The sequence below is a fragment of the Streptomyces sp. NPDC006283 genome (assembly GCF_040613325.1).
Lineage (GTDB): Bacteria > Actinomycetota > Actinomycetes > Streptomycetales > Streptomycetaceae > Streptomyces.
On the sequence record NZ_JBEXRZ010000357.1, the window covers coordinates 1 to 3,921 of the forward strand.

Below are 3,921 nucleotides of genomic sequence, written 5' to 3' on the forward strand. Positions count from 1 at the left end.
CACCCACCCCCAACGCACGTCGGCCTTCACGACCCCAACTGGGGCGTAAAGGCCGACGTCACGCCGCGCCTCGAATTCGCCAACAGCGTCACCAAGCAGGGTCGACGGGGCGCGAGTGCAGTGTGGGGTGCGTGATCAGGTGCGGGTGGGCGTGGGCGTGGGCGCGGGGGTGCTGTGCATGGGGCGTGGCTCAGCGTCCGGCGGCGCGGTCTGCGGCCCGAAGTTGGTGCCGATCAGGTAGCCGCAGATGAGTCCGACCAAGAGGTAGACCTTGTGGCGGTTCGCCTTCCACCAGCTGGGCTGGGTGGGCTCGGTCAGCACGCCTATGACGGCCACGGAACGGATCTCCTTCAGATTGGGGGCAGGGGTTCGGGTGGTGCGCAGGCCGGTCGGCCTGGTCGGCCCTCCCCCATGGCCGCGCAACAGGCACGCGAGGCGGGAAGGGCCGACCGGGGAAACCGGTCATCAGCGGGTTGGCAGCGGCGCGGGACCGCTGCATGCCGATGGCCCACGCCCCGGTGGTGGGGCGTGGGCCATCGGCCGTGCTGGTGCCGTGGTCAGAGGTCGGAGGGCAGGCGCTCTCCGGTCTCGGCGTCGTAGGCGATGCCGGTCGGGGACAGCCGGATCATGCGGGAATGCGCGCGGGCCTGCTCCGTCCACTTCTTCCCGCCGATCACCACGCGGACGGTGACGTCGGCAAGGGGGTCCTTGACGGGCAACGAGAGTTCAGGTGAATCGGCAAACCAGTCGTCTGGCTTCTGACTACTCGCCGTCTGCCCGTCGGCGTCGATGCGCAGGTAACGAGCGTCCTTCTCGAAGTAGGTCCGCAGCTCAACAACTACACGGTCTCGGTCTCGATTCCAGCGCGCCAGCACATCGGCGTTGACACCGTCGATGCGCACTTCGGCTCCGGCCCGTCCCTTATAGGCGGCGGCCTTGGCCTCGCGGGTCTTCTGGTCCTCGGCCCGCTGGTCGGCCTCCCCCATCTGCCCGACCCCGACGATCGCGAGGGACAGCGCGGCGGCGGTGGCGACGTAGGGCCAGGCGCGGCGGCGGGTACGCAAGCGAGGTTCCTCGTCGGGCGCCGCGGGCTCGGGCATGCTGTCCGGAACGCCGTGGTGCCACACGGTCTCCGGGTCGCGGTCGGGCTGCTGCTCGAACCAGTCCAGGTTCTTCCCCATGCGGGTGACGGTAGCGCGCAGCTGCGCCGCCTGGAACCGATCACCGCTCAGGTCGGCCACCTGTGCCCGGGTCACCAACCACTCTGCCGCTTCTGTCGAGTTGATGCCGTAGGCGGTAATGTCCGCGCGCTCGCCAATGGCGGCGAGCTGGGCGGCCTCGCTGTACCGGCCTTCCATGGCGGCCTGGACGACGTCCTGGTGCCGAGTGTCGATGCCGGGCTCTATGACGTTGGGCGGCATGTCCCAGTCCCAGCCCTCGCCGGTCTCCGCGGCGGCGTCCTGCTCTACGGCCAGATCGTCGTCGTGCTCGACCGGCATCGGCAGCTCGGTGCCGTGGTCCAGGAATCCGTCGGCATCCTCCGCGCTCTGCTCGATGGCGTCCTGCTCCACGGCCAGGCCGAGCGCCTGCTGGGCCTGGCGTCGCCGTGAAGACGTGTCGGTCAGTTGCGCTTCCTCTTCGCTGAGCACGGTCTGGACGATGTCGACGTAGCCGGGGCCGACCTTCCATACGGCTTGTCCCGGACCGAGGGTCGGGATGGTGTCGACGGCCCACTGCGGCAGGCCGAGCAGCGTGCCGACAGTCGCGGCTTCCTCGGGCCCGAGGCGTCCGACGTGGACGATCTCGCACAGGCGCGCCAGGTCCTGGGCCTTGCCGTCGCCGAGGTCGGACAGGGTGTGCATCACCACGTCCAGCGACAACGCAGCTTTCCGCGAGTTCTTCAGTTGCCGCTGGATCAGGGAGGCGGTGGCGGGGGACAGCAGGATCTGCCATGCCTCCTCGAGGACCAGGTGCCGGTGCGCGGCGGTCGACTGCGGCAGCCACACGTGCTCTGCCCAGCACGACACCGCTGCCATCAGCGACGGAATCGCGGGGGAGTTCCTGTCGAGGCCGGTGAAGTCGAATGAGGTGATGGGCAGGTTGGTCTCGGGCAGGCTCGCGCCCTCGCCGTCGAAGAGCCCGCAGAGGGAGCCCTCGGTGTAGCGGGACAGCGCGATGGCGGCACCCTCGCCCCACTCGGCGAGCTTCGCGGCCGGCCACCGACCGGCCTCCGGGCTGACCAGGGCATCCACCAGGCCGTTGAGCGCCGTCGCCTTGGGGTGAGACAAGGCGTGCTGGAGCGCGTGGGTGGCCTGGTGGCTGAGCGCGCCAGGTTCGACCGCCACGATCAGGCTGCGGACCAGTTGCTCGCGCACCGCGGGCGGGAACAACTCGCTGCATGGGTTGAGCGTGAAGCTGCCGGCCTGGATGACCCGGCCGCCGAGCGCCTGGACGACGGGCCGCCACTCACCGGTCGCGCCGTCCTCACCGAAGGAGTCGATAACGACGGCCTGGTGACCGTGCTCGCGGATCTCCCGGTGCATCCGGGCCTTCGCCGTCGACGACTTCCCGGAGCCGAGCCCACCCAACGCGAGAGTGTTCGTGGAGGGCAGGATCGCGGCGGGCGCCAAGACCGGGGAGAGGTGGAACGCGCGCCCGTCCAGCAGGGATCGGCCGATCGGGATGCCGGGAAAACGGGTGCTGGAGGTGACGAGGGGCGCGGTGACCGCGGCGTTGCTGGAGGGCAGACGGATCATCAGAGGATTGCCCCTTTCTGGGTGGAGGCCCCGTGCGGTGTGGTCATCACGTGGGCGCGGTGCTGCTGGCCGGGGAGCCAGTCGAGGCGGATGCGGTGACGGTCAGCGGCGAGGGACGCGGTCCAGCGGGCCTCGGTGACACTCTCCGGGCTGCTGGCCCACACGGTCACGTAGGCGTCGAGGTCCACAAGCGTCGCGCCCTGAACGAGGGCCCCGTGGGTGGTGCCGCTGGCGATCTGGAGCGACTCCTGCTTGACCTTGTCGGTGGTCCACGCCTCGGCCGCAGCGGACTGCCAACGTGCGGACCGGCGGGACTGCGCCGCGGGCAGCGGCCGGTAGAGGACAGCGAACGAGCGGTCCGTCCCGGCCTGTCGGTCCGCCTCCGTCTCGTCCAGGAGCAGGCGACGCATCATGTCGCCGTCGGTGGCGTCGGGCCATCCGGTGATCCGGGCGGTGGCCGCGTAACGGCCGTCGTCCAGACCGACCCAGCCCGGGCCTCGCTCGGCCACGACAGGCACCGGCTCCAGCTCCACCGGGGTCAGGGCGCCGAGCCGGGCGAATTCGCCTTCCAGGGTGGACAGGATGCGGGCGGGCTGCCCGACCATCCCCTTGGGGACGTGCACGGAGATCGTCTGCGTGTGGTCGGTGCACTCCCCGACGGCGGCGTGGTGGGTGACGTGCACCTGGACACCCGCAGCGCGAGCCTGCCCGCCGGCGAACGTCAGCGCACGGGAGAACGCGTCGTGGAACTGGGCCCGGCGCAGCGGGTCCTGCACGGTGCCGTGCTCCGGATACAGCGACCACGTCATGGTCGCCCCCGGCCGGTCGACCACGGACGCTGGCACCGTGCGCTCCCGCAGATGCCGGTAGCCGACCGTCGCCCACCGGGCGACCGAGCGCGGACCCGGCGCCAGGTTGAGCAGGGCTGCGGCTGCGCCGACCGCGGCGAACGTCCACACCGGCGGCGTGTTGATCATGGCGGACATCAGGATCGCGCCGCCGGCCCCGGCGTTCGCCTTCGTCAGCAGGGTTTCGGCAGGGCTGAGTCCGCGCTGCAGAGCGGGGACGCGGTAGCCGGGCGTCAGCGAGTACACAGCGGTTCTCCTCCTCGGATGCCGGACCGAACGTGGCTCCGGTGTCTGCGTCCCACCGCGGCGCGTACCGC

The 3,921-nt window shown here is 71.0% G+C and carries 3 protein-coding genes; all 3 read right to left on the bottom strand.

Annotated elements, in window-relative coordinates:
• Positions 1-135: 135 nt before the first annotated feature.
• The 3 genes from ABZ070_RS35775 to ABZ070_RS35785 all read right to left on the bottom strand — a co-directional run bounded on the left by ABZ070_RS35775 (position 136) and on the right by ABZ070_RS35785 (position 3,850).
• Entirely contained in the window at positions 136-336 is a 201-nt protein-coding gene (locus ABZ070_RS35775; protein WP_356640200.1) for a hypothetical protein, read from the bottom strand.
• Between the two features lie 221 nt (positions 337-557).
• Positions 558-2,756 (bottom strand): hypothetical protein, encoded by a 2,199-nt coding sequence (locus ABZ070_RS35780; RefSeq protein ID WP_356640202.1) that lies wholly within the window; start codon positions 2,754-2,756, stop codon positions 558-560.
• Complete coding sequence (locus ABZ070_RS35785; RefSeq protein WP_356640204.1) at positions 2,756-3,850, bottom strand: hypothetical protein; 1,095 nt, start codon at positions 3,848-3,850, stop codon at positions 2,756-2,758. The genes ABZ070_RS35780 and ABZ070_RS35785 overlap by 1 nt, the downstream gene beginning before the upstream one ends.
• Between the last annotated feature and the right edge of the window lie 71 nt (positions 3,851-3,921).

Excerpts from the sequence above, each read along its gene's own strand:
- ABZ070_RS35780 (WP_356640202.1), bottom strand. The coding sequence starts at position 2,756 with ATGATCCGTCTGCCCTCCAGCAACGCCGCGGTCACCGCGCCCCTCGTC.